The organism is Mobiluncus mulieris ATCC 35243, from assembly GCF_000160615.1.
Classification (GTDB): Bacteria; Actinomycetota; Actinomycetes; order Actinomycetales; family Actinomycetaceae; genus Mobiluncus; species Mobiluncus mulieris.
This window is the reverse complement of record NZ_GG668520.1, coordinates 580,454-584,606: the sequence shown is the minus strand read 5'-3', so window position 1 is coordinate 584,606 and position 4,153 is coordinate 580,454. Positions and strand designations below refer to the sequence as shown.

The window sequence follows — 4,153 nt, the reverse complement described above, 5'->3', positions numbered from 1 at the left end:
TCCCCTGACCAGGCATTTTACACATCCCGGTTGGGTGAATTAGCAGGCGCAGCATCCCCAGAATCGACACCCACCCGCTACCACTACCCGGCAAGACCACCATTACAAACAAAGCCAGACACCCCAGCAAACACCTCGTGAACCCGCCCCCACTGCCGCACTACGAACTTGAACACATACCACCCCATTTTACAGCTTTTCTGCTGTACAATGGTGGGGTGGCGCAACTAGGGCAATTGACTATCACCGAAGCGGCAGACCTCTACCATGTCAAGCCAGCTACTTGGCGTGCCTATGTGGCTCGTGGGCAAATGCCAAAGCCCATCAACTCCGATGGCACCTGGGACATAGTGCAACTGATTACCCGGCGTGATGCGCCTTTGCCTCCAGAACTGAAAACCGCCGCTTTATGCCAGGCATACCGCATCAACGCCGCCGGTGCCGCCTGGCAAACCCGTACCCAGCCCCACCTTGTCCAAGATGGGCTGGCATGCGAGCAAGCCGCAATCTTTGCCGATAGCATCACGCCCAGTGGCATGACCCGAGAAACTTTCACCACCGCCCGGAAAATCCTCTACCTGCGCAAAGACTATCGACACGAAGTCCGTCGAATACCGCCAGTGATAGATACTCTTACCAGGAAAGAACTGTACCTAGTGATAGCGAATCGGGCTGGTAGTGCTCACCCTACGGCGTTGTACGCCGAACTGGGAAAAATGCTTATTGCGCGGGGTATGGAAGAAGTCACCCCGCCTTGGCGGCCAACCCCAGATTTCTACAGTGAAAACCCCCGAAAATTCCTGCGCCTGCTGGAACACAGTCAAATTCTGCACACTTTCGACCTAAGTATACAAGCGAAAGCAGCCTGATGAGTGATTACAAAGCCCTACCCCTGACCAACTAAAATTCGCCCACTACGACACCGGACACTGGCCAGCATCCAGCGTTGACAGGGCGGTGTACAGGTATGCGGCCGCCAGACCCAACCACATTTTCGCTACCGCCCACCTTGAAGGCAACACCTTTACCCTGCCCGAGGTTCGTTCCCTGCTTGAAAATGAAATCCCGCCTGGACACCGGGAAGAAGAAATCCAACAAATCATAGACTTAGACGACGCCTCAACCAGACTCATAGACAGGGTATCCACCGGCACGTTCCGCCTTGACCTGGAAGAATCAAACGCCTACAACCTCTTGCTTTCCCAACACGTAGTGATAGTCCCCGGTGTTCCCAGATACTTGTCTAAAGTCAACCAAGACGGGCGCGGAGCCGTAGTCACGCTCGGGAACGGCGACCATTATATCGGATACACGAAAGACGAAATGCGCCAAGCAATAGAATGGATGCTGCCCCGCATCACTTCTATAGACGACCCCGTGGAACGCGCAATCAACTACGCGGCTTTCATGTCCTATGCCCAGGTGTACATGGACGGGAACAAACGTACCGCCAGATACATGATGGACGGCGTACTGATGAGTCATGGCTACGATTGCGTGTTGATTCGTGCCTCGGACAAGGATGCCTATAACGAGGCTTTGCGGGGAATGTTCCGCAGTGGGAACCTGGCGTGTTATGCGGATTTTTTGTATGCGGTGTGCGACCGGGCATATCGCAAAAACAGCGATAACGGCGAAGACTTGGATGCCAGGAACTGACTTCAACACCACCACTACCCGCGAACCGCCCGCGCCACGGGGCAAGCGCCTCATGAAACCCGCTTCCAAACCGCAACCCGCCAAGTCCGTCACCCCGGCTGGCACCTCGTGAACCCGCCCCCACTGCCACACTGCGAACTTGAGCCTGGGTTAGCCTCATATGGGCTATACTTTATATATACAAGGGGGTGGTTTTGCTATGGTGGTGACGCGTTTAGCCCGGTGGGGTAACAGTCAAGCAGTGCGTCTGCCGAAGTCAGTGCTGGAGCAGTCTGGGATGGCATTGGGTGATGAACTTGAGGTTCGGGTTCAAAATGGGGCGATAAGTCTACAACCGCTGCACACCCGGACGGTGACAATCCCGGTTTTCGAGGCGCTTTTTGCTGGCTACCAAGGTTTACCCCCCTGTGAAGACGGGTTTGCGGATGCTCGGGGACGTGAGGCTTGGTGAGGTTTCACTACGGTGATGTAGTCTGGTTGGACTTTGACCCGTCTAGCAGCCATGAGCAGTGTAAACGCCGCCCGGCGGTGGTTGTCAGTAATGACAGTTACAACCGGTATAACAACCTGGTGATGGTGGTGCCGATTACCAGTAGCCGCGAGTATCCCCTGCACGTAAACGTGGGCAGGATTGAGACGGAAGACGGGAATCTGATCCAGGGTTGGGCTGAAATCGAACAGTTGAAATCCTTGGATTTGGAGTACCGTCATGCCACCAAAGCCGGACAACTCGGGGACGAAGCCTTGGAGCGTATCACGAATCTAGTCCTGGGGTGTTTGATGAACCCCACTATGCGTATTGAACGGCTCGCCTAACCCGGGTGCACAATCGCGACCGTTAACCGTGAATGTGCAACCGCGAAGATTTAGCCGCGAAAATCGTGGAAGAATTGCCCGTATTTGCGCGGTTCGCAAATCCCGGCGGCCAGCAGCGTGTTAGCATCCAGAATCGGGTTGATTTTTGTTTCCAGCCACTCCGCCGTCTCGCACTGCAGCCCCGCCCGGGTGGCAACATCACTCATGGCTGCGAAAACCTTGTAAACCGAATGATTGGTAAACTTGTGGTCACGCTTGATACGCCGCTCGGTTTTCGCCAGCAACCCGGGAACATCCAAAACCGAGTGATTCCACAGCCGGGAACAATGCGCTATACGATTACGCAGGTAGACAAAAGAACGCACTTGACTGGGCAACCTGGCAGGTGAAGTGTTCATCGCCTCCGCCATCGCCACCAAAACCCCGGATTCCTGGGAAGCCGCAATCATACGCGATAACGTTCCCAGGGGGAGTACTTCTACTGCCACCCAGATAGGCATTTGGCTATAAGCCTCGGCATCGTAGGGCGCGTGGGCATTCTCGCTACGGTAGTGCGCTATAGATTTTTCTTTGCTGCGATTGAGGTTATACAGGATATAGTCCTCAATCCGCTTGTCCTTTAGATTGGGCGCGGGCGTGAAACCCTTCCCCGTCACGAAACACCCCTGTTCCCCGACAAGTTTGCCGTAATAGTGGGCGAAACGGGTTCGCAACAAGACTTCTAGTGGATGCAAGATGGTATCACAGACTATGGCCAAGTCTTGTTCCGCTTCGTAGAGGCTGCGAATCGTGTCGAAGACGGTTCCGGTGCGGAAAGAATTATTACCGCGAAGAGGGTCTGTCTGCCAGTAGCGGAAGTAGCCTGAAAAACGGTAGTATCCCACTTTGGATAGGAAACTGGCGGCTTGGCCGATGTCCGTGATTTCCATGCCGCGAGAGGCCAGCAACTCGACTTGTTGAGAGTAGTCGAGCCAGGGTTTCGCCATCAGTTTTCCTCAGTTTCCTTCAGTGAAAAACAGGCCCCGGCCATTTGTGCATTGTCCTTACGAACTAGAGGCCGGCCGGGGATCTATCGCTTCCATTTTACAATCTTTGCCTGTTTTAGGCAACGTGCCCGAATTCAAGTTCGCAGTGTGGCAGTGGGGGCGGGTTCACGAGGTGCCAGCTGGGGTGTCTGGCTTTGTTTGTAATGGTGGTCTTGCCGGGTAGTGGTAGCGGGTGGGTGTCGATTCTGGGGATGCTGCGCCTACTAATTCACCCAACCGGGATGTGTAAAATGCCTGGTCAGGGGGTGTTAGTGGGATTGGCGAAATCCCTGGAGAAGCTTTCCTCGGGTTTCCGTATTAACCGGGCGGCTGATGACGCGGCTGGACTTGCTATTTCCGAGGGTCTGCGTTCCCAGGTTGGCGGTAACCGCCAGGCCGTGCGTAACGCCCAAGATGGTATTTCCCTGGTACAGACTGCTGAGGGCGCGTTGAACGAAGTTCACAGTATTTTGCAGCGTATGCGTACCCTCGCGGTTCAGGGTGCCACTGACTCGAACTCGGGCGAGGCTCGTAACAATATCAACACCGAGCTAAACCAGTTGCGTGAAGAACTAGAGCGTATCGGCAAAGTTACCAACTTCAATGGCACTAACCTATTGAACGGGTCAGCTTCCGGGCCGAATGCTTTGAAA

At 54.7% G+C, this 4,153-nt stretch carries 7 protein-coding genes; 6 read left to right on the top strand and 1 reads right to left on the bottom strand.

Annotation, left to right across the window (positions count from 1 at the left end; translation table 11 throughout):
• Positions 1–218 precede the first annotated feature (218 nt).
• The 5 genes from HMPREF0577_RS10415 (at position 219) to HMPREF0577_RS10400 (ending at position 2,475) form a co-directional block, all read left to right on the top strand.
• A complete protein-coding gene (locus HMPREF0577_RS10415; RefSeq protein WP_004013857.1) occupies positions 219–869 on the top strand; it encodes a hypothetical protein in 651 nt (216 codons plus the stop codon).
• Between the two features lie 88 nt (positions 870–957).
• The gene (locus HMPREF0577_RS10410) at positions 958–1,659 is read left to right on the top strand and encodes a Fic family protein (RefSeq protein WP_004013856.1); all 702 of its coding nucleotides are present in this window, start codon (positions 958–960) and stop codon (positions 1,657–1,659) included.
• Positions 1,646–1,771 carry a hypothetical protein gene (locus HMPREF0577_RS12025; RefSeq protein ID WP_256585139.1) on the top strand — a complete coding sequence of 42 codons (126 nt, stop codon included), beginning with the start codon at positions 1,646–1,648 and terminating at the stop codon, positions 1,769–1,771. Before HMPREF0577_RS10410 ends, HMPREF0577_RS12025 begins: the two co-directional genes overlap by 14 nt.
• Positions 1,772–1,858: 87 nt before the next feature.
• Positions 1,859–2,110, top strand: coding sequence for an AbrB/MazE/SpoVT family DNA-binding domain-containing protein (locus tag HMPREF0577_RS10405; protein ID WP_244854234.1), 252 nt, complete (start codon positions 1,859–1,861; stop codon positions 2,108–2,110).
• Entirely contained in the window at positions 2,107–2,475 is a 369-nt protein-coding gene (locus HMPREF0577_RS10400; RefSeq protein WP_004013854.1) for a type II toxin-antitoxin system PemK/MazF family toxin, read from the top strand. Before HMPREF0577_RS10405 ends, HMPREF0577_RS10400 begins: the two co-directional genes overlap by 4 nt.
• Positions 2,476–2,525: 50 nt before the next feature.
• On the opposite strand, the gene HMPREF0577_RS10395 is transcribed toward HMPREF0577_RS10400, so the two are convergent.
• Positions 2,526–3,461 (bottom strand): Abi family protein, encoded by a 936-nt coding sequence (locus HMPREF0577_RS10395; RefSeq protein ID WP_004013853.1) that lies wholly within the window; start codon positions 3,459–3,461, stop codon positions 2,526–2,528.
• A 203-nt stretch (positions 3,462–3,664) separates the two neighbouring features.
• Here HMPREF0577_RS10395 and HMPREF0577_RS10390 point away from each other — a divergent pair.
• Positions 3,665–4,153 (top strand): flagellin N-terminal helical domain-containing protein (locus tag HMPREF0577_RS10390; RefSeq protein ID WP_004013852.1); only part of this gene is annotated, 489 nt, incomplete at its 3' end.